The organism is Brevibacillus sp. YAE8 (genome assembly GCF_057543335.1).
In genome coordinates, this window is record NZ_BAAIYG010000034.1 from 1 (window position 1) to 24,846 (window position 24,846).

24 protein-coding genes and 2 pseudogenes are annotated in these 24,846 nt (G+C 52.9%); 3 read left to right on the forward strand and 23 right to left on the reverse strand.

Going from position 1 to position 24,846, the window contains the following annotated elements; all coding sequences use genetic code 11:
• A pseudogene (locus AC27IT_RS24615) lies at nt 1-496 on the reverse strand (nuclease/transposase family protein); the annotation flags it as partial.
• Between the two features lies 1 nt (nt 497).
• Between AC27IT_RS24615 and AC27IT_RS24620 the strand changes: the two are divergent.
• Both AC27IT_RS24620 and AC27IT_RS24625 read left to right on the forward strand, forming a co-directional pair.
• Nucleotides 498-719, forward strand: a pseudogene (locus AC27IT_RS24620) (ABC transporter substrate-binding protein); the annotation flags it as partial.
• A 113-nt stretch (nt 720-832) separates the two neighbouring features.
• Nucleotides 833-1,168: a cupin domain-containing protein gene (locus AC27IT_RS24625; RefSeq protein ID WP_241752688.1), complete on the forward strand. Its 336-nt coding sequence runs from the start codon at nt 833-835 to the stop codon at nt 1,166-1,168.
• Nucleotides 1,169-1,315: 147 nt separating this feature from the next.
• Here AC27IT_RS24625 and ggt read toward each other — a convergent pair whose 3' ends face one another.
• From ggt to AC27IT_RS24705, 16 genes are all read right to left on the reverse strand, one after another.
• Nucleotides 1,316-2,926, reverse strand: a complete 1,611-nt coding sequence (ggt, locus tag AC27IT_RS24630; RefSeq protein WP_005834738.1) for a gamma-glutamyltransferase — start codon at nt 2,924-2,926, stop codon at nt 1,316-1,318.
• 32 nt (nt 2,927-2,958) lie between these two features.
• Nucleotides 2,959-3,489 (reverse strand): chromate transporter, encoded by a 531-nt coding sequence (locus tag AC27IT_RS24635; protein WP_005834736.1) that lies wholly within the window; start codon nt 3,487-3,489, stop codon nt 2,959-2,961.
• The gene (locus AC27IT_RS24640) at nt 3,486-4,067 is read right to left on the reverse strand and encodes a chromate transporter (protein ID WP_005834735.1); all 582 of its coding nucleotides are present in this window, start codon (nt 4,065-4,067) and stop codon (nt 3,486-3,488) included. The genes AC27IT_RS24635 and AC27IT_RS24640 overlap by 4 nt, the downstream gene beginning before the upstream one ends.
• A 24-nt stretch (nt 4,068-4,091) precedes the next feature.
• Nucleotides 4,092-5,078 carry an ABC transporter ATP-binding protein gene (locus AC27IT_RS24645; protein ID WP_005834733.1) on the reverse strand — a complete coding sequence of 329 codons (987 nt, stop codon included), beginning with the start codon at nt 5,076-5,078 and terminating at the stop codon, nt 4,092-4,094.
• Nucleotides 5,075-6,049 (reverse strand): ABC transporter ATP-binding protein, encoded by a 975-nt coding sequence (locus AC27IT_RS24650; protein ID WP_005834732.1) that lies wholly within the window; start codon nt 6,047-6,049, stop codon nt 5,075-5,077. Before AC27IT_RS24650 ends, AC27IT_RS24645 begins: the two co-directional genes overlap by 4 nt.
• A 33-nt stretch (nt 6,050-6,082) precedes the next feature.
• The gene (locus AC27IT_RS24655; protein ID WP_005834729.1) at nt 6,083-6,913 is read right to left on the reverse strand and encodes an ABC transporter permease; all 831 of its coding nucleotides are present in this window, start codon (nt 6,911-6,913) and stop codon (nt 6,083-6,085) included.
• Complete coding sequence (locus AC27IT_RS24660; RefSeq protein ID WP_005834727.1) at nt 6,913-7,869, reverse strand: ABC transporter permease; 957 nt, start codon at nt 7,867-7,869, stop codon at nt 6,913-6,915. The genes AC27IT_RS24655 and AC27IT_RS24660 overlap by 1 nt, the downstream gene beginning before the upstream one ends.
• Nucleotides 7,870-7,912: 43 nt before the next feature.
• On the reverse strand, nt 7,913-9,475 hold the full coding sequence (locus AC27IT_RS24665; protein WP_005834725.1) for an ABC transporter substrate-binding protein: 1,563 nt from the start codon (nt 9,473-9,475) through the stop codon (nt 7,913-7,915).
• 106 nt (nt 9,476-9,581) lie between these two features.
• Entirely contained in the window at nt 9,582-10,058 is a 477-nt protein-coding gene (locus tag AC27IT_RS24670; protein ID WP_005834724.1) for an Lrp/AsnC family transcriptional regulator, read from the reverse strand.
• Nucleotides 10,059-10,314: 256 nt separating this feature from the next.
• On the reverse strand, nt 10,315-10,785 hold the full coding sequence (locus AC27IT_RS24675) for a nucleoside deaminase (RefSeq protein ID WP_487092154.1): 471 nt from the start codon (nt 10,783-10,785) through the stop codon (nt 10,315-10,317).
• 81 nt (nt 10,786-10,866) lie between these two features.
• Nucleotides 10,867-12,756 (reverse strand): FtsX-like permease family protein, encoded by a 1,890-nt coding sequence (locus AC27IT_RS24680; RefSeq protein WP_007787479.1) that lies wholly within the window; start codon nt 12,754-12,756, stop codon nt 10,867-10,869.
• On the reverse strand, nt 12,731-13,501 hold the full coding sequence (locus tag AC27IT_RS24685) for an ABC transporter ATP-binding protein (RefSeq protein WP_005834720.1): 771 nt from the start codon (nt 13,499-13,501) through the stop codon (nt 12,731-12,733). Before AC27IT_RS24685 ends, AC27IT_RS24680 begins: the two co-directional genes overlap by 26 nt.
• A 69-nt stretch (nt 13,502-13,570) precedes the next feature.
• A complete protein-coding gene (locus tag AC27IT_RS24690) occupies nt 13,571-14,587 on the reverse strand; it encodes a sensor histidine kinase (protein ID WP_005834719.1) in 1,017 nt (338 codons plus the stop codon).
• Nucleotides 14,584-15,282, reverse strand: coding sequence for a response regulator transcription factor (locus tag AC27IT_RS24695; protein WP_005834718.1), 699 nt, complete (start codon nt 15,280-15,282; stop codon nt 14,584-14,586). Before AC27IT_RS24695 ends, AC27IT_RS24690 begins: the two co-directional genes overlap by 4 nt.
• 153 nt (nt 15,283-15,435) lie before the next feature.
• Nucleotides 15,436-15,951 (reverse strand): sigma-70 family RNA polymerase sigma factor, encoded by a 516-nt coding sequence (locus AC27IT_RS24700; RefSeq protein WP_007787472.1) that lies wholly within the window; start codon nt 15,949-15,951, stop codon nt 15,436-15,438.
• A 371-nt stretch (nt 15,952-16,322) separates the two neighbouring features.
• Complete coding sequence (locus AC27IT_RS24705; RefSeq protein WP_487092155.1) at nt 16,323-16,556, reverse strand: sigma factor-like helix-turn-helix DNA-binding protein; 234 nt, start codon at nt 16,554-16,556, stop codon at nt 16,323-16,325.
• 260 nt (nt 16,557-16,816) lie between these two features.
• Between AC27IT_RS24705 and AC27IT_RS24710 the strand changes: the two genes are divergently transcribed.
• Nucleotides 16,817-17,443: a hypothetical protein gene (locus tag AC27IT_RS24710; RefSeq protein ID WP_487092156.1), complete on the forward strand. Its 627-nt coding sequence runs from the start codon at nt 16,817-16,819 to the stop codon at nt 17,441-17,443.
• Nucleotides 17,444-17,468: 25 nt separating this feature from the next.
• On the opposite strand, the gene AC27IT_RS24715 is transcribed toward AC27IT_RS24710, so the two are convergent.
• The 6 genes from AC27IT_RS24715 to AC27IT_RS24740 form a co-directional block, all read right to left on the reverse strand.
• Nucleotides 17,469-18,428 carry a hypothetical protein gene (locus AC27IT_RS24715; protein WP_025848911.1) on the reverse strand — a complete coding sequence of 320 codons (960 nt, stop codon included), beginning with the start codon at nt 18,426-18,428 and terminating at the stop codon, nt 17,469-17,471.
• A gap of 197 nt (nt 18,429-18,625) precedes the next feature.
• Nucleotides 18,626-19,921 carry an adenylosuccinate lyase gene (gene purB / locus AC27IT_RS24720; protein ID WP_007777155.1) on the reverse strand — a complete coding sequence of 432 codons (1,296 nt, stop codon included), beginning with the start codon at nt 19,919-19,921 and terminating at the stop codon, nt 18,626-18,628.
• Nucleotides 19,922-19,923: 2 nt separating this feature from the next.
• The gene (gene purK / locus AC27IT_RS24725; protein WP_327953433.1) at nt 19,924-21,081 is read right to left on the reverse strand and encodes a 5-(carboxyamino)imidazole ribonucleotide synthase; all 1,158 of its coding nucleotides are present in this window, start codon (nt 21,079-21,081) and stop codon (nt 19,924-19,926) included.
• Complete coding sequence (purE, locus tag AC27IT_RS24730; protein WP_005834709.1) at nt 21,078-21,566, reverse strand: 5-(carboxyamino)imidazole ribonucleotide mutase; 489 nt, start codon at nt 21,564-21,566, stop codon at nt 21,078-21,080. Before purE ends, purK begins: the two co-directional genes overlap by 4 nt.
• Before the next feature lie 181 nt (nt 21,567-21,747).
• Complete coding sequence (locus AC27IT_RS24735; RefSeq protein ID WP_238504058.1) at nt 21,748-23,286, reverse strand: M1 family metallopeptidase; 1,539 nt, start codon at nt 23,284-23,286, stop codon at nt 21,748-21,750.
• A 19-nt stretch (nt 23,287-23,305) separates the two neighbouring features.
• On the reverse strand, nt 23,306-24,823 hold the full coding sequence (locus AC27IT_RS24740; RefSeq protein WP_327944936.1) for a M1 family metallopeptidase: 1,518 nt from the start codon (nt 24,821-24,823) through the stop codon (nt 23,306-23,308).
• Between the last annotated feature and the right edge of the window lie 23 nt (nt 24,824-24,846).

Sequence of the window (24,846 nt, forward strand, 5' to 3'; positions counted from 1 at the left end):
CCTTTTTCTTTTTGCCTAATGCTTTGCGTTCAGAACGAAACTTACGCTTCATGTACTTATTTTGTCTGCCATTCCCAAAGAAACGTACCTTTTCATCATCTGTTACAGCAACGGCAGGAACTTTTAAACCCAAATCAACACCCATGACTTTTACTCCTGTTCCTTCCATAGTAGGTATGGTGACAGAAATTTGGGCAATCCATTTATTTGCTTTCTGTGTGATTCGAAGCGTACCTAATTTATGTTTTAGCAAAGCAAAGTTACGGTTGTCTTTATCAACTAACAAAGCACGGATAGGTGTTTTAGTTACCTTGCCGTCAATCATAATCGGCATGGAAATGTGCGTGAAATCAAACGAATAGTTTTGATTGTTCCAAATGCAGACAGGTTTCTTCAAAACAGGAACAGTAGTGAATTTGCTTTTCTTCGCTTTCTTAAACACACTTTTCGCGTCCTTGATAGCTTGATTTTTAACGGCACTTGGCAAAGAAGCAGAAGAGTCGGTAGCTCTCATTTTGTCCTGGGATGGAAAAACGTTCAATGTGTTGGGTGAAGGAAATCCTGTCTATACGCTTGCGTTTGATAAAGAAAAGGGACTGGGACTTACGCCAGATGGTGCCTTTCAAGGTACTGCAATGGATACTTCCGCGATTACTGGCGGCCCATTGGCGATCGAATACGCTTTGCAAAACATATCGACTGCCTTGCGCAAGCTCTAAAAAGGCGAGAAGAACGCCAGCGAAATCGCTCTCGTGCAACAACCGGGCGACAAGCGGATGCTCCCCATGTCTCTGAACGTTACAATGCAAAGTCAAAAAAAGGAGGGATTCATATGCACTACCAAGCGATTAATCTGAGTGAGGAACTGTCTTCATTCCACGAGCTTTGGTCTCCGAAAGTCGTCGGTGAAATCAATGACTTTCAATTCAAGCTCGTCAAGATTGATGAGGATTTTATATGGCATGAACATCCAGGTGCCGATAAAGAGCAAAACTACAAAATAACCGACATTGCGAGCATTGACGTCACATACTCCAGAAAATTCGGCGATTACAGCGCTCAGGTCATTTTTTCGGATGAAAAAGAAACCAAATACTATTATCGAATAGATGAAAAAGTGAAGCAAAGCGGCTACAGCGGTAAAACAAACAAGCATAGAGAGAGCTAAAGCGTTAGCAGCTCCGCGCAATTGTCAACGTGAGTCCAAAAATGCCGTTACATCATGACAGCCCCTAAATTTGCTTACTACGACAAAACGAAAGCATAATGCCGAAGCCAGGCTTCAGCATTATGCTTTCGCAAATTTTTGTACTCTTTACCACGCCGCAATACTACTATCCGTGCGCATATCGGTCCCGCCGCTCAAGACGCCGTTTTCATCCCGCCAAATAATTTGGCCGCGGCCAAAGTAATTTCCGAGCTGCGCCCACTTGATCGTGTGCCCTTTGCGCTCCAGCGCCTGCGCCAGATGCTCCGGGAAGTGCCGCTCCAGCTCCACCGTTTTGCCTTCCATCCACTGCCAGCGCGGTGCGTCCAGCGCCGCTTGCGGATTGAGGTGGAAGTCGATCGTGTTCATGACCACCTGCACATGGCCCTGCGGCTGCATGAAGCCGCCCATGACGCCGAACGGCCCCACCGCTTTTCCGTCTTTGGTCAAAAAGCCCGGGATAATCGTATGGAACGTTCTTTTGCCCGGCTCCAGGCAGTTGTCGTGATTCGGGTCGAGCGAAAAGTTGTGTCCGCGATTTTGCAGGGCGATTCCTGTTTCCGGCACGACTACTCCTGAGCCAAAGCCCATGTAGTTGCTCTGGATGAAGGACACCATGTTGCCCTCGCCGTCCGCTGTTGCCAAGTAAACTGTGCCACTCGACTTCGGCTGGCCCGGCTCCGGCGTCAAAGCCTCGTCGCCGATCAAGGCGCGGCGCTCGGCGGCGTATTCCTCCGACAGCAAGTCTTTTACCGCGACCTTCATCTTGCTTGCTTCCGTGATGTATTTCAAACCGTCGGCAAAAGCCAGCTTCATCGCTTCGATCTGCTTGTGATACGTGTCGGTTGTGTCTTTTGCCGCAAAGTCATAGCCCTTCAAAATGTTCAGCGCCATCAGGCCGATCATGCCCTGGCCGTTCGGCGGGATTTCCCACACGTCGTAGCCACGGTAGTTGACGCTTATCGGCTGCACCCACTCCGGCTCATAAGCGGCCAAGTCCTCTTTGCGCAAATAGCCGCCGCACTCGCGGGAAAAGGCGTCGATTTTTTCCGCCAGCTCGCCGCGGTAGAAGCTCTCCCCGTTCGTCTCCGCAATCTGCCGCAGCGTAGCCGCGTGCCCCGGCGACTTCCAGATGTCTCCCGCTTTTGGCACCTTGCCTTCTGGCGCAAAAGTGGAGAACCAATGGGCAAACTCTTCGCCTTTGCAAAGCTGCGAGAACTTTTTATACGCCGCGTTCCAGTAATGGGCCAGCGTCGGCGAAAGCGGATAGCCGTTTTCCGCGTAGTCGATGGCCGGCTGCAAAACCTCTGTCAGCGGCAGGCGGCCAAAGCGCTTAGACAGAGCCGCCCAGGCAGCCGGAGCGCCCGGCACCGTCACAGGTGTCCAGCCGTAAGTCGGCATTTCTTCCAGTCCTTTTGTTTTCAACGCCTCGATAGAGATCGCTTGCGGAGCTGGTCCGCTGGCGTTCAGTCCGTGCAGCTCGTCTTTGATCCAGACGAGCGCGAACGCATCGCCGCCAATTCCGTTGGAGGTCGGCTCGACCACCGTCAGGCACGCAGCAGTCGCGATTGCCGCGTCCACTGCATTGCCGCCCTTTTTCAAAATATCGAGACCTGCCTGCGCCGCGAGCGGCTGCGAGGTCGCTACCATGCCGTTTTTGGCAAATGTCGTGACACGTTTCGATGCATACGGGTATTCCATTGCGTCGTAGTTTACCATGATTGAGGCCTCCTTGTATCTGGTTGGCGTTGCTACCCGATAAAAATGAACCCATACGCCATCGCCGCTACTATTACGAAGGCCGGATGCACTTTCCATGTCTCCAGCAGCAGATACGATGCGACGGTCAAAATGCCTGTCTGAATCCATCCGATCCCTTCGACTGCTCCGAGCAAAAACTGATAGGTCATCGTTCCGAGCAGGACCGTCACGACCGGGCGAACCGATTGTGTCATGGCTTTTACCTGCGGGGCATTGCGGAACAAGTTGATGAATTGGAGCAGCAGAATCATCGCAATCGCCGTAGGCGCAACCGTCGCCAGCAAAGCAACTGTCGCTCCCGGCACCCCTGCCACCTGATAGCCGATGTAGCCGGCCAGCTTGGTCGCAATCGGGCTCGGCAGCGCATTGCCCACTGCCAGCACTTCCCCGAATTCTTTCATGGACATCCATTGGTAATGATCGACGACCTCGTTTTGAATGAGCGGGATGCTCGGCGGCCCTCCTCCGTACCCCAAAATGTTCGAGATGAAAAAGGCCCAGAACAACTGTAAATAAATCATGCCGCTCCCTCCTTGCCGTCCTTTTTCTTGCGCTTGCGGACAGACCAGGTGGAGTAGGCAAAGGAAACGAGCAGCGCAATGCCTACTACAATGCCAGGATGCCAGTCAAGAAAGAGCAGCGCTACGAGCGACAGGCCAAGCGAAATGCTCACTCCCGTTTTGCTCGACGCGCCTTTCCAGCCCTTGGCGAGAAACTCCCACGTCAGCACGCCTGTCATGACCGCAATCACCGGGCCGATCGCCTGGATCATGCCGTAGACGCCGGGCGCGTCCTTCCATTGATAAATCACTTGCAGCAAGCCGATCATGACGAGAACGATCGGCATGACTACCGCGACGTTCGCTACCAGTGCCCCCATCCAGCCTTTGACCCGATAGCCGATAAAAGCAGCCAGCTTGGTCGCAATCGGCCCAGGCAAGGCGTTGGCGAGCGCCAGGTTGTCGGAAAAATCCTCGTCCGTCACCCACTTGTACTTTTTCACGCACTCGGTATAAAAAAGGGGAACCATCGTAGGTCCTCCCCCGAAACCAAATATCCCGATGCGGAAAAAGGCGAGAAACAAATGCCAGTAAACCATGTTGTTCGTACCTCCATCCTTGCCTTAGCGGAGCAGCTCACCCGAATGCACCAGATGACAGGAGACAAGCTGGCCTCCACCGATATCTGCCAGACTTGGCACCTGCGATTTGCAAACCTCCGTCGCATACGGGCAGCGCGGGTGAAACGTGCAGCCGCTTGGCGGATTGGCCGGACTCGGCAAATCTCCGGTCAACAAAATCCGTTCGCGCTTTTGCCGCGGTTTCGCCACAGGGACAGCCGAGAGCAGCGCCCGCGTGTACGGGTGGCTCGGGTTGTCGAACAGCGTCCTTTTATCGGCAATTTCTACTACACGGCCCAAATACATCACCGCAATCCGGTCGCACAAATGCTTGACGACCGACAAGTCATGCGAGATGAACATCAAGGTCAGATTGAATTCCTTTTTCAAATCTTTCAGCAGATTCAGCACCTGCGACTGAATCGACACGTCCAGAGCAGATACCGGCTCATCCGCAATAATCAGCTTCGGCTTGACCACGAGCGCGCGGGCAATCCCGATGCGCTGCCGCTGTCCGCCGGAAAAGTCGTGCGGATGGCGGTTCAGGTGCTCTTTTCGCAGGCCGACAATCTGAATGATTTCTTCAATGACGCGCTCCCGCTCTTCCTTGGTTCCGATGTCGTGCACCATGAGCGATTCCAGCAAAATCTGCCTGATCGTCATCCGCGGGTTCAGAGAAGCATACGGGTCCTGAAAAATCATTTGCAGGTCCTTGCGCATCCGGCGCATTTCTTCTTTGGGCAATTTTGCTAAATCTTTGCCATCGAACCAGACTTCTCCTGCTGTCGGCTCCAAAAGCCGCAAAATCGTCCGGCCCGTCGTCGATTTCCCGCAGCCGGACTCCCCCACGATCCCGAGCGTCTCGCCGGGGTAGACAGTCAGGTCAATGCCATCGACCGCTTTTACATGGCCGACCGTCCGCTTCAGGAAGCCGCCTTTGATCGGAAAATGCTGCTGCAGCCCTTTTACTTCCAATAGAGGTGTTGTCATTTCCGCTCTCCCTCCTCTGCGTACAGCCAGCAACGGCATTTTTGTCCGTCCAATTGGATCAATTCAGGCGGCTTTTCCTGGCAGATCGGCAGCGCCTTGGAGCAGCGCGGGGCAAAACGGCAGCCCGTCGGCATTTGGTGCGGCAGAGGAACTGCGCCCGGAATCGTCTCCAAATATTCGCGCTCCTCGTCCAGCTCCGGGATGGAGTTCATCAGGCCGATCGTGTACGGATGCTTGGGACTTTCAAACAGCGTATCCACATCGGTTTCCTCGACAACCTGCCCAGCGTACATGACGATGACGCGGTCGCACATCTCGGCTACTACCCCCAGATCGTGCGTAATCAGCATGATCGAGGTCCCTGTCTTTTCCTTCAGATCGCGCATCAGGTCGAGAATCTGCGCCTGAATCGTCACATCTAGTGCCGTTGTCGGCTCGTCGGCGATAATCAGCTTCGGGTCGCACGACATCGCCATGGCGATCATCACCCGCTGCCGCATACCGCCGGACAGTTGATGGGGGAACTCCCCGTAGATTTCTTCTGCGCGCGGCATCCCGACGGCCTTGAGCATCGCAATCGCCCGCTCCTTTGCTGCTGCCTTGGAGACTTTGCGGTGCAGCATGACGGCTTCCTCAATTTGTCTGCCTACCGTGTGCAGCGGATTGAGCGAAGTCATCGGCTCCTGAAAAATCATCGCGATCTCGTTACCGCGCATCCCTTGCATTTCTTTTTCCGACAGCTCCAGCACGTTTTTCCCCTGGAAGCGAATCGTGCCGCCTGTGCTTCCGTTTGGCGGCAAAAGCCGCATGATCGACAGGCTGGTGACGCTCTTTCCACAGCCCGATTCGCCTACGACGCCGAGTGTTTCACCAGCACGGATGGAGAAGTCGACGCCGTCAACAACGCTGACGACACCGCTGTCCGTGCGAAACCGAGTTCTTAGCTGCTCCACTTCCAAGATGGTCGTCATCTGCTCCACTCCTTTCCCTGCGTAGGGCATTGATTATTTGCGCGCGCGCGGGTCGAGTACCTGCTGCAATCCATCCCCCAGCAAGTTGAAGCCCAGCACGACTAAAAAGATGGCAATCCCCGGATAAAACGTCGCATACGGCGCGACAGACATCAGCGTCTGCGCCTGGTTCAGCATGCTTCCCCACGATGGCGTCGGCGGCTGCACGCCCAGCCCCAGATAGGAGAGCGAAGCTTCCGCGATAATGCCGGAGGCCATCGCAAGTGTCGCCTGAATCACGATCGGGTTGAGCGCATTGGGCAAAATATGGCGGAAAATGATGCGGGCATCCTTCACGCCAACCGAACGCGCCGCTTGAATATATTCCATGTTGCGCAAAGAAAGAACCTGACCGCGAGTAATCCGGATGAAGGCAGGAGCGAAACCGATCCCGATCGCCAGCATCGCGTTGCCGAAGCCGGAACCGAGCACGGCCGAGATCGCCAGCGCCAAAATCAAAAACGGAAAGGCTTGCATCGCATCGACGCTGCGCATGACCACCCACTCATCCCAAAAGCCGCGGTAATATCCGGACAACAACCCGATCGGCACGCCAATCAGCATGGCGATTCCTACCGAAATGAGAGCAGCCTGGATAGAGATTCGCGCTCCGTAGACGACGCGGGAGAAAATATCCCGACCGAGGTCGTCTGTGCCAAACAAATGCTCGCCGTCTGGCGGCATCATCACTTTGTTGTAATCTTGTGCATTCGGGTCAAAAGGAGCGATCTGCGGCGCGAAAATCGCTATCACAATCAACGCAAGGATAATGACCGCTCCGATGACGCCAAGACCATTTCGCAGGAATTTGCGCGCGGTTTTCATCACTCACCCGCTCCTTTCCCAGCTTTGATGCGCGGATCAATGACCGCATACAACATATCGACAGCCAGGTTGACCAAGACGACCAGCACCGCCGAAACAAGGATCGCTCCCTGTACCGTCACGTAGTCGCGCTTGAAGACCGACTCGACAATCAGACGGCCGAAGCCGGGAATCGAGAAGATCGACTCGGTAATGACCAGACCGCCCAAAAGGCCCGCGATCATCAGCCCGGAGGTTGTCACGACTGGCACCATCGCATTGCGCAGCGCATGGCCCAAAATCGTGCGCGCTTCATTCAAGCCTTTTGCCTTCGCCGTCCGAATGAAGTCCATGCTGACCACATCGAGCAAGGAAGAACGCAGCATTCTCATCAGCACCGCAGACTCCCGAAGGCCGGTCGCCAAACAGGGGAGAACCATCGCCAGCAAATTTTGCTTCGGATCTTCCAGAAACGGCACGTAGCCGGATGCGGGAAGCCATTGGTTGTTCACTGCAAAAAAGATAATCATCATCATAGCCAGCCAGAAGCTCGGGATGCTCATCCCGCCCAGCGCAGTAAAGGTGCTCGTGTAGTCAATCCACGTCCCGCGGCGCACAGCCGCCAGGATTCCCGCAGGAAAAGCAATCAGGATCGCCACGAGAAACGTTCCGATCGTAAGCTCCACCGTTGCGGGCAGCCTTTGCATAATTAATTGAGAGACCGGCACCCGGTCCGTAATCGAGATTCCCAAATCGCCCTGCAGCACTTTTCCCAGCCAGGAAAAATATTGCACCACGATCGGCTGGTCCAACCCCAGCTCTGTTCGTAGTGCCTGATAGGCTTCCGGTGTCGCTTCCTGTCCTAAAATGACCCGGGCAGGATCGCCCGGGATCAAGTGGATCAAAGAGAAAGTCATAATGGACACCAGCAGGAGAATCGGGATTGTCAGCAGTAGACGCCTGACCACGAACATCATGACAATTCCTCCTTGCTCTTGCCGTTATAGTGTGTGGCTTGCCTTATTGCTTGTCCAATGTGGCGGTACGGATCAACCCGTCCGGTACGTAGGTGAAGCCTGTTACTTTTTTGTTCATGCCGATCAAAACATATTGATGGTACAGGTACACATAGCCCGCTTCTTCCTGCAAGAGCTTGGTCGCTTCCTCGTACAGCGCCTTCCGCTTCGCTTCGTCCATTTCCCCGCGCGCCGCTACAACCAGCTCGTCCAGCTTCGGAATAGAGATGCGGCCGTCGTTGTTGGAAGTGCCAGTGACTACGAAGTCATGCAAGTTTTGGTCAGGGTCCTGACGACCGGACCAGCCCAGTTGCAGGGCATCGAATTCGCCTTTTTCGCCTGTTTCAATCAGTTGGCCGTATTCCAGCTTCTCCAGCGTCGCGTTGATGTTGTACTGCTTCAGCATGCTTTGCAGCACAGCGCCAAGCTGTTCGTTTTCCGGAGAAGTCGTGATGTACAACTTAAAGTCAAAACCGTTCGGCTTGCCGCCCTTCGCCAGCAAGTCCTTGATCTCAGCCGCGTTAGGCGGCACCGGCGTGTTCAACTGCTCGTTGTACGCCAGACTGCCTTTCGCAAACGCGGTACGCGCAGGTGCCGCATAGCCGTTGAACAGCACTTTTACTACCGCTTCCCGGTCAATCGCGCGGTCGACAGCTTGACGCAAGTACTTGTTGTCAAACGGCGGGCGGGAGTTGTTCACATAAAACCCTTGATAGCCCATGCCGGATTCGGATATCAGTTGCAGGTTGGTATCGCCTTTTACAACCGGAATTTCCTTCACAGGCGTATCGTCGATGATGTCCAGCGTGCCGGAGCGCAAGTTTTGCACCTTGGCTGTACCGTTCGTGAACACTTTGTAGTTCACTTCGTCTACTTTTACCTCGCCGTTCCAGTAGTTTTCGTTTTTCTTCAGCGTCACGTGGTCGCCTTTTACCTGTTCAACAAAAGTGAACGGGCCTGTCCCTACTGGATGGTTCAAGTATTGATCGCCGTGCTCCTGAACCGCTTTTGGCGAAACCATGATCCCCGCGCGGTCTGTCAATACGGACAGGAACGGAGCAAACGGCTCTTTCAACTGGATTTTGACAGTATTTTTATCGACGACCGTCACAGACTCAACGAACTTCAACTCGCCTTTGCGGCGGGACTTCTCGCCGGAAATGTTGCGGTCGAAGTTGAATTTGACTGCCTCGGCGTCAAACTCGGTGCCATCGTGGAACTTCACGCCTTGCTTGAGCTTCATTGTGTAGGTTTTGCCATCTGGCGTAACCTCGTACGATTCAGCCAGCATCGGGACGATCTTGCCCTCTGCGTCGATGTCAAACAGCTTGTCGTAAAGGCTCGCGTAAACTTGGCGATCGTAGAGAGAAGTGGAGATGCTCGGGTCCATCGAAGGCGGATCTGCCTTCAGCCCGATGTTGATGACTTTTTTGCCAGTGGCAGGCGCCGTCGCTGTGCTTCCGCTATCGGCAGTTCCTGTCCCGCTTCCTCCTCCACATCCTGTTACCAGTAAAACCGTCCCCAGCACGGCACTGAGCATTGCTTTGCTCATCTTGGTCGAAAACATAGAATGACCCCTTTTCTCTTTTTTTGTTGGCTCTAAGCAATGAAACGACAATCCCAACGGCTCATTCGTCCGATGGCATTCCCCCTTCCGAGGTTTTCGCTTCGCCTTAGCGGACGAAGTTGTATTTGGATTTCAAGATTTTCAGCTCGTTGATGACGTTTGTCCGCACGATGCCCGGCACTTTGTAGAGCTTTTTCATCAAAAATTCCGATAATTCTTCGTAGCTTCTGACCAATACTTGCGTGAACAACTGATAGTCGCCGGAGGTCAACACGATCAATCGGATTTCCACGATCTCATTCAACGCGGCGACGACTTCGTCGAGCTTTTCCGCCTCGACAGCTATCTGGATGATCGCCTGGACGTGCAAGCCAGCCTTGACCGGATTGACGATGCCGACGAGACTCAGCGTTCCTTCATCCTGCAACTGCTGAACGCGCATGCGAATCGTTTTTTCGGTTACCCCGAGGTCTTTGGCAATCTGGGTAAAAGGCAAGCGTGCATTTTGCTGCAGCGCCCGGATAATCCCGTAGTCCGTATCGTCAAGCTCCGGATACAGGGAACGGCGGAATTTCTCCTCCATATAAACACTCCTTTATTCGTCTTGTTTATTGGAAAACAAACCTATTTGCGGTTGTTATTTTAATATCTTAGTCGAATTACGTAACGATTGTTGTTAATATAATACGAATCACGACCTGATGCAAGTATTTTTCAGAAAGTTTCTTTTTGAAAGCATTTTCATTTTTTTATTTTTCTTTATCATATTTTTGATCTATATAAACAAAAAAAACAGCCGCTCCATTAAATGAAGCGGCTGTATAGCTAACAACGGCGTTTCAATATTCGATTCGCTTCTCCGCTTGCGACCAGGCTACAAACGGGCTCTGACGATTTTCCAGCTCGATTTGCCGGAAAGGAATGCTGCGTTCTTCGTGCGGCAGCATGATTTGCTCGTAAATAAAATGGTCGTCGAATCCGACGCTTGCTGCGTCTTCTTTCGTGCAGGCGTAGTAGACGGCTCGCGGCCGCGCCCAGTAAATCGCTCCCAAACACATCGGGCACGGCTCGCAGCTCGTGTACAGCTCGCAATCGCTCAACTGAAAAGTGCCCAGCTTGCGGCACGCCTCGCGAATCGCCTGCACCTCCGCATGTGCGGTCGGATCGTTCATCGCTGTCACTTCATTGCGGCCCCGTCCGACGATTTGCCCGTCTTTGACGATAATCGCGCCAAAAGGCCCGCCGTGGCTCTCCTTCACATTGTCCAGCGCAATGCTGACGGCTTGCCCCATCCACGTCTCCTGATCCATCCCTTTCCCTCCTCGCGCATCTCTTCCCTTATCCTATGCCAGTTTGCCTGCTGGCATTAGCGAAACAAAGCGAAACGCCCTTCATATCCGGTTCATCGAGCGCTTCAAATGGAACAAATACCGATTGCGGATAATCCAGAAGTAGACCGCCTGCACGATGACAAAGCTGCACAGCACGATCGCTGTCGGCTTGGCGACGGATGCGACGAGCAAGATTTTCAGCAAGCTTTGCAGCGACACGAACGCCACCATGCTGTGGATGATCGCCACCAGTATCGGCACGAAGAACAACAGCGCAATCTGGGTCGTCACGATTCTCGTCAGCTCGGCGTCCGTCAGTCCGATTTTCGCAATCGCTCCGTAATGCCTTTTGTCGTTTTCCAGATCGGTGTACAAACGGAAGTACAGGAAGCTCGCCGCCGCTACGAAAAACAGCACGCCGACGAACAGCCCGACAAACAGCCCCGTGTTCGCCATCTGCTTCATCTGGTGATAGACGGGCGCGCGCGCCGAAAACGAGTAGATGTCCGTGTAATGCTGGATTTCCTCTCCCAGCTTGAGGCTGATCTCCTGGGTGTCCTTCCAGCGCGGAACATCGTAGGCAAAGCGCTGCTCCTCCCGCAAGTCGCGAAGCTGATCGTACACTTTGTTCGGCACGACCGCCAGCCGTGCAAACTCGATGCCGTGAATCAATGGATTCATTTTCGTGTCCGTTTTGACCACAAGCTCCTGCCCGCCGACCTTTAACGTCTGCTCCTCAACCGCATCGCCGAACCATCTGAGCAGGATAAACACTTCGTTGTCGGCCATTTGCAGCTCGCGCGAGTTCGCCGCCATCGCAAAACGGTTGTAGTCGGACAGCTTGACCACCCCGACCGTCTCGTCATTCACCTGCTCCGGAAGCACCCGCATCGACACCTGGTACTTTTCAAAGGAAAAGCCTCCTTGCTGCAAGCTGTTTTCAATCAGCCGCAAATGCGCGTCCTTGGCGGCATTCTCCGCCTTGGTCTGGTATTCGAACGCAAACGGATTCGTTTTCACGACCGTCTCCTGGATCGACCCGGCCAATGCCGCCAGCGTCCCGATCGCGCAAAAGGCGACCGTCGACACGATGCAGACCAAAAAAAACATTCTGGCGTTATCCTTCATCCGGTAGGAGAGATCAGACAGCGTCAACAGATTCGTGCGCCGCCAATAGATGAAGCGCCGCTTCTTCAAAAACTCGATCAGGATCACGCTAAGCTGCGTGAACAGTAAATACGTCCCGACGACAGTCAAAGCCGTGACAGGCAGCACAAGCGCCACCACGTATATGCCGTCCGCCGTCAGCGCCAGCGCATAGCTCATACAAAGCAGCGCCACTGCCACAATCGACAGCGCAATCGACGCGCTTGGCTCCCGCTTGGGGCGCCGGCTGCCCTGCAAAAGCTCCAGCAAGCTCCGGCTTCTAAGCAGCAGCACCGTGAACAGCGAGATGGCGGCGAACAGGATAAGAAAAGCGACGACTGTCAGCCCGATCGCCTTCCACGGGAGGTAAAAGCCGAGCGCCTTCACATCCAGCAGGAAGCCCGCGAACTGGAAAAACAGCTTGGCGAGCACCATGCCAAGCCCGATGCCAAAAGCGATCGCGACGATCCCGATGAGCATGTTTTCCATAAAAATCAGCAGGTTTCGCTGCAGCGGCGTCATGCCGTGCATGAACAATATCCCGAATTCCTTCTCGCGCTTTTTCAAAAACGCGCCGACGCAATAGAAGAGAAAAAAGAAAGAGAACAAAAAGATGACGTATTCGGCGACGATCATCCCGGTTGCAACCGATTCATGAATCTCCTCGCCGACGATTCCCGGATGAAAAATGAACATCGCGTACACGAAAAAGATCATGACGGAAAACACGCTGCTCATGAAAAAAGCAGCATAAGTGCGTTTGTTGCGCAAAACATTATTACACGCGAATTGTCGAAAGGTCATACGTGTTCCCTCCCAAGAACGACAGCGCGTCAATAATCTTTTGGAAAAACGCCTGGCGGTTCTCCCCCCGATACATTTCGTTGTGCAACTGTCCGTCCTTGATAAAAATGACCCGGTGACAATAGCTGGCTGCCAGCGGATCGTGCGTGACCATCATCATCGTCGTATTGTCTGTTTTATTGATCGCTTCCAGCGTCTCCATGACCGTCCGCGAAGACTTGGAATCGAGATTGCCTGTCGGTTCATCGGCGAGCAACAGCGAAGGGGAGTGGATGATCGCGCGGGCGATGGCCGTCTTTTGGCGCTGGCCGCCTGACACCTCGTATGTACGCTTCTCCAAAATATCCTGGATTCCCAGCTTCGTCGCCACGCTTTGCAGCTTTTCCTCCATCGTCTGGACCTTCACGTTTTCCAGCGTCAGCGGCAGCACGATGTTTTCCCCGATCGTCAGCGTATCGAGCAAATTGAAGTCCTGAAAAACAAAGCCCAGTTCGCGGCGACGGAACAGCGCCAGCTTGTCTTTTTTCAACAAGTGCGGATTCGTTCCATTCAAGAGAACAGTCCCGGATGTCGGGGAGTCAATGGTCGAAATCATGTTCAATAGCGTTGTTTTCCCGCTGCCCGATGGGCCCATGATACCGACAAATTCCCCTTTGCGAATCGAAAAATCGATATCCGTCAACGCGCGGTATGTGATCTTGCCTCCGTATATTTTGCTCAGACTGTTCACCGCAAGCATTTCCATACGTCTTTCCCCTTTCCTCTGACATCCCACTATCCACTATACGAGGACGCGCGTTTTCCAGCTATCGAATTAACTTTCATCATTCTTACGTTCTTGTAAGGTTGGCACCACTGCAGACAGGACGATGCGGACTGTCGTGCCCTCTCCCACTTTCGATTCCATTTCCACGCCATGGTGCAGCCGCCCGCAAATTTCCTTGACCAAATAAAGCCCCATCCCGGTCGACTCCGGATACTTGCGGCCGTTTTCCCCTGTGAAGTACGGCTTGAACACCCGCTGGATGTCTTCTGCCGGAATCCCGATGCCGTAGTCCTGCACTTCGAGGACGAGATGCGACCCGCGTTCGTAGGCGCGGATCGTGACCTTGTTGCTTTTGCCTGCCGAATAACGGACGGCGTTGGTCAAAAGCTGGTTGAGCACAAACGAAAGCCATTTGTCGTCGGACTCCACCCGCCAGTCTTGTTCGATTTTCAGCTCCGGGTACACCTGGTTGCGAATGAACAGCCGCTTGTTTTCAGCCAGCACGTTTTGCGCAAGCGTGCGAAGCGACACCGGCTCGATCAAAAAGTCCTGTTCAAAACGGTCCAGTCGCGCTATGTACAGCACCGTTTCCAATCCGCGCTTGATCCGGTCGACTTCTTCGCGGATGCTCTCGGACTTCGGATCGTCCTCGTTTTGCAGCAACAGGTGGATGACCGAGATCGGCGTTTTCATCTGATGCACCCATTGCTGGATAAACGTCGTATAATCGCGCTGCTTGTTCTCGTAGGCGTGAAGCTGCTCCTTGTAGAGCCGATACTGCTCCAGACTTTTCTCATCCATCGCCCGGCACAAAGCCGCGTTGCCGTACGTCTGCGTCAGCTCCTCCAGCGACTCCACCGGCTTGCTCAATCGCTGGTAAATCAGACGGTGCGTCAAATAGCGGACAACCAAAAACGCCCCGGCAAAAAAGACGGAGAGAAACACGACGTAAATCATCAGCGATTCGTTCCAGTACCCGTCCATGGCAAAAATCAGAATCAACAAAATGAGCTGAACGAGAAAAAAGGCAGCAAATGCCCATTGATCCCGAAGGAACAACCTCATTGTCCGTCCTCCCATGTTGCCCGCAGACGGTAGCCGGAGCCGCGCACAGTCTCAACCGCGCCTTCCAGCCCGATGTCCTTCAGCTTTCCGCGCACACGCGTGATGTAGACATTCAACGTGTTTTCATCGACGAACTGCTCGTCCCACAGCTTTTCCAGCAGCCGCTCGCGGCTGACGACGCGCGGGTATTGGTTCATCAGCGCTTCCAGCAACAGCGCTTCTTTTTTGCTCAGCTCGATCTTCGTATCGTTCATCGAAAGCTCCATCCGCTCCAAAAACAGCTTCAGCCCCGCGACCTCCACGGTGCGCTCCCCTTCCTGCGGCGCGTATTGGCCGTAGGCGCGGCGAAGTTGGCTGCGAATTTTCGCCAGCACCACATCGTAATCGAACGGCTTGGTGATGTAGTCGTCCGCTCCGTTTTCCAGCGCCATCACCTGGTCCATCTTGCTCTCCCGCGCAGAGATGAACAAAATCGGGCAGTTGGACTCCTGCCGCATCTGTCTGCACCAGTAAAAGCCATCGAACTTGGGCAAGTTCACATCCAATAGCACCAGATCAGGCCGCTTGCTTACGAACACTTCCATGACGCGATCAAAATGCTCTACATTGACCGTTTGAAATCCGTATTTTTCCAGTTGCTCCTGCAAAAGCTGGTTGATTTTCGGGTCGTCTTCTACAATCATGATCGTAGACATTCGCTCATACTCCTCTCCTCGTGCGTCTCCTGCTACTCCTCCTTCTACTATACCACTAGAAAACTGGGCTGCGCCAATTGCGCCAAAGCCCGTTGCCAGATGGATTCGTTCGGCTTTTTCCCATACAAAAAGGGTGGAACGAAACCTCCACCCTCATGCTTTTGCTTCCATCATTTGCTGCAGTTTTTTAATTCCGCGAAAATGCAGGATTTTGACAGACGCTTCGGTCTTGCCCAAAATCTCGGCGATCTCGTTCATGCGCAGATCGGCGAGATAGCGCAAAGAGATGACGTTGCGCTGGTCCTTCGTCAGCGTGTGTACCTTTTGCCACAGCCCTTCCGTCGTCTCCTGTGTCAAAACGCATTCCTCCGGCAGCTTGTCAGTAGCCGTCAGCGTGCTGAACGTCTCCTGGTCAACCGGGCACTCCCTTTTTTTGCGCATGTAGTCGATCAACGCGTTGTGCGCAATCCGGAAAATCCAGGCGCCAAAAGGATGGCGGCCATCGTACTGGTCGAGCTTGGAGTACACTTTGATGAATACAGTCGTTGTCAGGTCTTCCACGTCCCAGACGTTTTTCACGCGGTAGCGGAAATAGCGGTATATTTTGGCGGAATAATCTTCGTAAATTTGTCGTTGATTCGGTTTCGGATAAATGATTGCAGTATTCATGATCGATCTCCCATTTCGTCATCCGTATGAGTTGCTCTCATTGTAAGACGGATCAGAAGCAGGAACCATCGAGTTATATTTCAAGAAGCTTACACTTTTGTAAGGTACTTATAGGCTGCTTGTAAGCTCTCGCACAGGTAGGTACGAGAGCGCTACATGTTTGGTTACAGCCAGCTTGCAAAACAGTCTTTAGGGATATCCTTTTGGAACGGGGATCACCAACAAGAAATTTATTTTTTTATGCTTTTTAGTTCTTTGCACATTTTTTGCTGGCTCATGAGGGTCCCCAATAATGCGCCTCCACTTATTTAGGAGTAATTTTATAAAACAGCGCCACCAACATGAATTTTCCATCCATACTTTTCCACTCTCTAAATTGATGAAATTTGCTGGCGAAGCCGTTTCAATCCTTGGACTTTGCACGCATGGAGACGAGAAGGAGAGATACGTAGTTCTTTTGCAACCTCTCGTTCTGTCCTTCCTTCAATAATCACCTGCCTAATAATAAAACGTTCTCGGTCCGGTAAGGTGTTAAGCAGTTCCTCTACAAATAACTGAGAGTCGATTTCTTCTGTGCGACCGATGTCCCATTTTTCATCGCCCATAAAAACTTCCCTACGGTATTGCTTTTTCGCTTTATACTGTAACTTCCATGCGAATCGTTTTAATTGCTTCAGGACATTTTCTTTAAGTAAAACTTCCGAACATAAAACCCCTCCCACTATATAGGTAAAAAGAAGAGGTTTTTGCTCACTTTTTCAAAAAATAGTAAAATAAGGATATAACCCTTTGTATATAAAGACCTATTTGTTTATTTTTACCATATATCCACGAAACTTTTTCCTTTTTTTGGAGTCTATATTGTATGAAGGAAAACACATTTTGGGAGGTAATGTATTTGAAAAAAGCTTTATTTCTCGCTCCGCTGGCTTTGGCCGTCTCCCTTGGATTCTCAGGGCTCATGGCCCCTACTGCTTTGGCAAATAGCCCAGTTGAACAAACATCAACCATGCAATCTCACTCATTGATTGAACATGTAAAATTAATCAGAGTAGACGCCACTTCGGTTACGCTCTTTGAAACATGGCATAATCCAATAACAGGCGATCAACGAAACGATCAGTATTTTCAAGACAAGGAGACAATTAGCGCGGAAAGCATGGTTTATCACTATACACCAAATGAGTCATTGTTTGAGAAAATGGTTAAAGGGTACCAAGACGCAAGTGTATGGAAAGAGATAGGTTTTGAAAACTATGGTGGAAAGCAAGTCAAAAAGTTGAAAACTATCGTAGAGCCAAAAGGTGGCATTTACCAAATTGCTTATATTGATACCTCGACAGGTCTTCCCTTAAAAGAAGAAAACTACAATAACAAGAATGAACGGATTGTCACGTTCGCCTACTTTTTTAATCATGTACATGACCAAAGTGGTAATATTTTCAAGATTAAGGAAAGAGATGTTGAGTTCAACACGAAAAAAACGAAGTGAGATTCACTTCGTTTTTTCTGCAATCTTAAACCACATAAAAGTCACGAATGGCATTAACAAGTGGAGTATTTTTCACAAGATTAGCCGTCGAACCACAGTAAAATACCATCGGAGCTTTTGAAGTAAGACTTTGAAATTGCTGGATGTAGTAGTCAAATTCAGCTTTACGGCTACTTCTGAAGTTATCATCTGCCTCCATATTTACTCCGATTAATGCTGTAGCAAAACTCGTTCTTCCTCCTCCGACGGGATTCCCATTTATATCAACGACATTTTTTTCAAAAGCACTTGTATAGACTCGATCTACGTTTTTCTTGTAGGCGCTTCCCTGGAAATAGTATTGTGGTTGAATGCAAATAATATCAAAAATATCTGTTCGGTTTGCAATAATCCCAAGATTATGTGTGATGTTATCCGCATAGGTGCCATAACCATAGTATGGGCACCACATGAATTGTACTTCATACGTATTGCGGATTTCAAAAGCCAAGTCGTTCAACAGTTTGACCATCTTATTGGATGTTGGTTTCGTAGCGCTGATTTTTTGGTCAATCGGGAAAATGGTCTCTGTACGGAAATAAAAGCCATCCACGAATGCAATCAAAGCGTCAGATCCCAAAATATCGATGCATGCTTTTTTTGCTTTCTTCAAAAAATCTAAGTAAAATGAATAAAATTTATCTACATTTTGAATAGTAGAGATGTTGTTGTTAAGGGCAGGCAATGAGATGTACAAGCTCTTGCTCCAAAGCCGAGACGCTCTAAACTCAGGAAGAAAGTCTTTCAAATCAGAGATCATTTGGTCAATAACCTCATTTTGATGAGATGTGCCCAGTTGATAGTCAAACTTTACTTTCTCCATATTACCAAGATGAACTACAAGTTCAAAAATGTTTTTCTTATACAGGTTATCCAGCATAGAAGCGTCTACCGTTCCATAACCTTTTCCTGTATACACATGTAAAGCTCGCATTCTCTTCGACATATTCACAACCACCTTCATTTTTTATTAAGCGAGATTTGACCGGTCAGTTCTTCGCTTTCACTAACTAGGTAAAAAAAAAGAGAAAGTTGCTCACCTCTGTGCAAAATTTTTTCGTTTACACCAGACTTCGAGCACAAAAAAACGCCCCCGCGTTCAACAGGGACGTTCCTTCATTATCGTTTCAAAGCTACTATATATCACAACAAACCAAGACGTTGGAAAATCGTATCCACATGCTTCAGGTGGTAACGGTAATCGAAGCACTCATCCAGCTCTTCCTTGGTCAACGTGGAGCTGACAGTGGCGTCCTCCTCCACGATGGCGCGGAAGGAGCGCTGCTCTTCCCAAGCCTGCATCGCGCGCGGCTGGACAGTGTCGTATGCTTGCTCGCGGCTCATGCCTTTTTCGATCAGCTTGAGCATCACTTGCTGGGAGTAGATCAGACCGAAAGTACGGTCCATGTTGCGCTTCATGTTCTCCGGGAACACGGTCAAGTTTTTCACGATGTTCATGAAGCGGCGCAGCATGTAGTTCAGCGCCTGAGTCGCGTCTGGCAAAATCACGCGCTCTGCGGAGGAGTGGGAAATATCCCGCTCGTGCCAGAGAGACACGTTTTCATAGGAAGTGAGCATATGGCCGCGGATGACGCGCGCCAGACCGCAAATGTTCTCGCTGCCGATCGGGTTGCGCTTGTGCGGCATGGCGGAGGAGCCTTTTTGACCTTTGGCAAACGCTTCTTCCACCTCGCGCATTTCGCTCTTTTGCAGGCCGCGGATTTCGGTTGCGAACTTCTCCAGCGACGTTGCGATCAGCGCCAATGTCGCCATGTATTCGGCGTGGCGGTCACGTTGCAGCGTTTGCGTGGAGATCGGAGCCGGAGTCAGGCCGAGTTTTTCGCAAACGTACGCTTCCACGAACGGGTCGATGTTCGCATACGTACCGACTGCGCCGGAGATTTTGCCGTACGCCACTTCTTTTTTCGCCGCCCGGAAACGCGCCAGGTTGCGCTTCATTTCTTCGTGCCACAAAGCGAGCTTCAAGCCGAATGTCGTCGGCTCGGCATGCACGCCGTGCGTTCTGCCCATGCAAACCGTATCTTTGTGCTCGCGCGCTTTGTCCGCCAAAATCGCGATGAAGTCCTCGATGTCTTTTTCCAAAATTTCGTTCGCCTGGCGCAGCAGGTAGGACAGCGCCGTGTCCACTACGTCTGTAGAGGTCAGGCCGTAGTGCACCCATTTCTTCTCTTCGCCCAAAGTCTCGGATACCGCGCGGGTAAACGCCACCACGTCGTGACGCGTCTCTTCCTCGATCTCGTAGATGCGCTTGATGTCAAAGCTGGCCTTTTCCCACAGCTTTTTCACGTCCTCTTCCGGGATGACACCCAGCTTGGACCATGCTTCACACGCGAGAATCTCTACTTCCAGCCATGCCTTGAATTTGTTTTCTTCCGTCCAAATGGCGCGCATTTCCGGGCGGGAATAACGTTCGATCATGATTATACCTCCGATGGATTCGTCCAGATTTTCAGCTCATCAATGTGGGTGAGCGCTTCTTCCACAGTAGGGGCGAGCACGTTGATATGCCCCATCTTCCGCTTCGCCTTGCTTTCCGCTTTTCCGTACAAATGCAGCTTGGCCGTGCGCGGCAGCTTGTCGATTTGATCCAAGACAGGCTGCAGGTGCTCTCCCAAAATATTAACCATCACGACGGGAGAGAGCAACTCCGTCGAGCCCAAAGGCAGGTTGCAAACCGCCCGAACGTGCTGCTCAAACTGCGAGGTCACACAAGCGTCCATCGTGTAATGGCCGGAGTTGTGCGGGCGTGGCGCCAGCTCGTTGACGTACAACTGCCCGTCTGCGGTCAAAAACATTTCCACTGCGATCAGTCCCACGACGTCGAGCTTTTCTACAATCGTGCGGGCGATTTCTTCTGCGCGTGTCTTTACTTCCGCCGGAACGCGGGCTGGCACGATGCTCAAATGCAGGATGTTTTCCCGGTGAATGTTTTCCGCCGCCGGAAAAACAGCCAGCTCCCCGTCTGGATTGCGCGCCGCGATCACGGACAGCTCCATCTGGAACGGCACGAACTGCTCCACGATCAACTCTGTTCCTGCCTTGGCCAGCGTCTCGTACGCCTCCGCCAGCTCGTCCTCGCTGCGCAAAACCCACTGCCCTTTGCCATCGTAGCCTCCTGTCGCCGTTTTCATGACCGCAGGCAGCCCCAGCTCGGCTACTGCCGCCTGCAAATCTTGCAAACTGCCAACTACGCGAAAAGGCGCGACGGGAATGCCGATTTCGCGAATCGCCGTCTTTTCGGAAATCCGGTTCTGTGTGATGCGCAAAAGGCGGCTGCCCTGCGGCACGTAGGCATGGCTCTCCAGCACTTCCGCGACCTGTGCGTCCACATTTTCAAATTCGTAGGAAATGACATCACTGACAGAGGCGAGCTGCATCGCTGCTTCCACGTCGTCGTAGCTGGCGACAATTTGCCGATCCGCCGTTTGTCCGCACGGAGCATCTGCAGTCGGGTCCATCGTCACAAAGCGATAACCCATAGCTCGTCCAGCGAGGGCGATCATGCGGCCAAGCTGTCCGCCGCCGAGTATTCCGAGAGTCGATCCTGGTTTGATTTGCTTGCTCTGTTTGGTCGTCATTCCAGTTCGCCAGCCTCCAGCACTTTTTTGCGCACCTCATCGCGTCTTGCCACAAAGCGCGCTTGCACATCCGGATATTTGATCCCCAAAATTTGCGCAGCGAGCAGCCCCGCATTGATCGCGCCCGCCTTGCCGATGGCGACAGTGGCGACAGGCACCCCGCCTGGCATTTGCACGATGGACAAAAGCGAATCCAATCCGTTCAGGTTGGACGACTTCACAGGTACGCCAATTACAGGCAGCTCCGTTTTCGCCGCCACCATCCCTGGCAAATGGGCTGCGCCCCCCGCTCCCGCAATGATGACTTCCAGACCGCGGCTTTTTGCGCTTTCGGCATACGAAAACATCAAATCAGGCGTTCTGTGCGCGGAAACGACCTTCTTTTCGTACGGTACCTTGAGCTCATCGAGAATTGCGCATGCTTCCTTCATCGTTTCCCAGTCTGACGTGCTGCCCATAATGACGCCCACCAAAGGCTGTAGCATGAACCATTCGCCCCCTACGTTTTGTATCATCAGAAGAAAACCCAACCGACTAACGGCTTTTGCGGCCGTACTCATCGCCTGGGCTATTCGTACTCGTTTGCTATCAACATACACAGTGTAGCAGGGAGAAAGTTTGCCTGTCAACCTCGCTTCCGAACATTTTAAAATAGGTTGGATATCATCATTCGTGTTTACCTTTTTCCAGCCACTCTTTTGCCGCCGCTGCGGAGTCCAGCCGCACATGCAGCCAATATTCGAAAAACGGCGTTGCGTCTGCCCCGGCTGCCGCCGAGACCAGCTTCTTGATCTGGCCGCCGCTCGCCAGCTTGTACTGGTGCTCGCTCACGTACTGCCGCAAAAGCCGATTCAGCCGCTCGGCTCCCCACGCTTCCCGCAACGTCCACCACATGACGCCGGAGCGCCCGTACACAAGCTCGTTGTAGCTTTTCCAGTCCGGGAAGGCCGCCACGCTCGTCTCGGCGGAAATCCCTCGTTTGGCATACGCTTCGGCTGCGCGGGACTGGCCTTGTCTCAGCCGGATGTACGCCTGAGATCGCTTCGGGTCCTTTTCCTGCAAAAAAGCCATCGTCGCGTAGTCGGTCAAGCTCTCGTCAAGCCACGCCTCGCGCACCTCGTCGTTGCCGACGATGCCGTAGAACCACTGATGGGCCGTTTCGTGCGCGACGACGGCTGCGCCCATGTTGTCCGCCGTATTGAAAAACTCCTCCTCGATGAAGACGAGGCTCGGGTACTCCATGCCCCCGAAAAAGCCGCCTGTCTTGACGACGTCGTACTCCTTGTACGGATAGGTGCCAAACTGCTTCCCGTAATAGTCGAGCGACTCCATCGCCGTCTCGTGCAAGCTTTTCACAGCCGCCGGATCGTCGCCCTGCTGCGACCATGTCCGAACGATAGTCTCCCCGACTTTTCCGGACACCGCCTGGTACGTGCCGTCCATGACGACCATGGCAAAATCACGAACGTTCCATGCATCCAGTTCATATATACTTTGCCGCTGCGGCCTTGTCTGCGTGATGACGGCTGCACTCTCCAGCCCCGTCGTAGCGAGCTGATATCCTTCCGGCAAATGAACGCGCAAATGATAATTCGCCACTTCACTGTAAAAAGGATCGCCAATCGCCGTGTACGGGTCGAGCCGCCAGCCGCCGCTATCCTTGACCGCCAAGATCGGCAGCCAGTTCCCCAGCCACATCGCATGGTCGTGGTAGGAGAGCCGTCCGTTGTTGTAAGGAACCTGCAGGCGGAAGCCAAGCTCCACGACAGCCTCGGCGGACGGCTTTTTCGCCGGGAGCGGCACGCGCAGCAGCGTGTTCGTCTTTCCTTCGTAGCGAATGCCGGCCTCCCGTCCATCCACCTTGACGGCTGTAATCGTGATGCCGCCTGGCTCTCGCTGCTTGCCAAGCACCTGCTCCCAGTTCGCCGTGCCAAGGTCTGCCTGTTTGGCAAAAGCATTTGGATACAGATGAAAAAAAGCTTTGTCATCCTGCGGGACAAACCGGGCCGTCAGCACGCCTGTCACGATACGTTCGTTCATGTCCAGCCACACATCTGCGCTGTACGTGATCGCTGCCGGCGTCTGCTGTGGACTGGCGATTACCGCGACATCGGCCTCGGCCTGTCCCGTCCACGAACTACTCCACAAAATGCCTGCCAGAGCCATCCCTACTACCATGCTGACCACCCAATGCTTGCGCCACATGGCACTCCCCTGCCTTCGCTTACTTTCGCTGTTTGTCACGCTGGCGTTCCAGCCAGGCCGCGGCCTGCTCCTGCCGGGACATGTCCAGCTTCATCCAATAATCCAGAAAAGCACGCGCGTCTTCTCCCGCCGCCCGGGACAGAAACGCTTCCCACTGTTCTCCGCTGACGTTTTGATAACGGTACGTTTGCACATACTCGCGCAGCACGTCATGCAGCCGTTCTTCGCCCCACGCTCCCCGCAGCAGCCAAAGCATGGACGACGTCCGGGAATAGACGAGATCGCTGTAGCTCTGGTTGGCGGGAAAAGCAGAGAGCGCCTGCCAGGGACGCAGCTCTTCTTTTACGTACCACTGGACAAAAATGCCGTTTTCCAGACGCCTGCGCACCCGTTCCGCGCCTGTCAGCGGATACTCCCGAGAGAGAAAGGCGAGCGTCACATACTCGGTAAACCCTTCATCCAGCCACGCCTCGCGCAGTTGATCGTTGCCGAGCAGCCCGTAAAACCATTGATGCGCCGTCTCGTGCGCAACCGTAACAATTCCCGTCTCTGCCCCCGCCGCGAAATGACGCCCGTCCAAAAACACCAGGGCAGGGTATTCCATGCCGTTGATCGCTCCGCCTGTCCGCACCACATCGTACTCCGCATAAGGGTACGCGCCGAGTTGTTCCTGAAAATAAGCGAGCGACTTTGCTCCGGCCTCGTGGATGCGCTTGGCCAAAAGCTCGTCATCCCCCTGGCGCCACCACGTGCGAACGAGCGTATTGCCCGCCTTTGTTTCCGCTTTTTGATAAGTCGAGTCCATAAGCACGAGCGCGAAGTCGCGCACATTTTCCACGCGCAGCCGAACCGTCTTTTTTCCTCCAGACGTAGCTGGCGAAGCTGCTACTTCCGCCCCGGCATCCGCTGCCGTGCTGGCCAACTGATAGCCTGCGGGATACGTGACGTTTACTTCGTAGTCGGCGATCTCGCTGTAAAACGGATCGCCGACAGGCTCGTACGCATCGAGACGCCAGCCTGCCTGCTCGTGTACCGCGAGAATCGGCAGCCAGTTGCCCAGCCAAATCGCGTGGTCATCGTACGACATTCTCCCATCGTTATGAGGGAGCTTCATGGCAAAATCGAGTTGAATCCTGCGTGGGCTTGCTGCAGCGCCGGACTGTTCGTTCGCTTGCAACGGTACCTGCAAAATATGCCGCTCCTTTTGACCGACAACCATTTTCCCATCGACTGCAAGCCTGTTATTAGCATACGTACCAAGTACAGGTTCCTTGCCTAAAAGTTCCTCCCATAGCATTCCTTCATGTTGTTCGGTAAATACGTCCGGATAGAGATGGAGATAGGCACGTTGCGGGTCCTCCGGCCAAAAAGTGATCGCTACGCTTCCGGTTACTTCTTTTTTCACGGGATCAATCTGTACATCCGCCTGGTAGAGCGGCTTTTGCAAAAGCTTCTCCGCGTTCGCCTTTGCCGGGAGTCCCCATGCCGCTATCGCTACCAGACTGCTGCACCCAAGCCATAAGACCCATTTGCGCATGCCTTCGCCCCCTTTTTCTCTAT